At 56.5% G+C, this 255-nt stretch carries 2 tRNA genes; both read left to right on the top strand.

Features of this window, described 5'->3' with window-relative positions:
* The first annotated feature begins 101 nt into the window (after positions 1–101).
* Positions 102–176 (top strand) — tRNA-Met (locus EW028_RS24750).
* Positions 177–179: 3 nt separating this feature from the next.
* A tRNA-Asp gene (locus EW028_RS24745) sits at positions 180–255 on the top strand.

Genomic DNA, 255 nt, shown 5'->3' with positions numbered 1-255 from the left:
GAGGATTAGCTCAGCTGGGAGAGCATCTGCCTTACAAGCAGAGGGTCGGCGGTTCGAGCCCGTCATCCTCCACCATTATTTTAACAATATTATAGTATTATCGCGGGGTGGAGCAGTGGTAGCTCGTCGGGCTCATAACCCGAAGGTCGTTGGTTCAAATCCAGCCCCCGCAACCAAATGGTCCCGTGGTGTAGCGGTTAACATGCCTGCCTGTCACGCAGGAGATCGCCGGTTCGATCCCGGTCGGGACCGCCA

Origin of the sequence: Lysinibacillus sp. OL1, assembly GCF_004332175.1 — a bacterium.
Classification (GTDB): Bacteria; Bacillota; Bacilli; order Bacillales_A; family Planococcaceae; genus Lysinibacillus; species Lysinibacillus capsici.
This window is presented reverse-complemented; position numbering and strand designations above follow the sequence as displayed.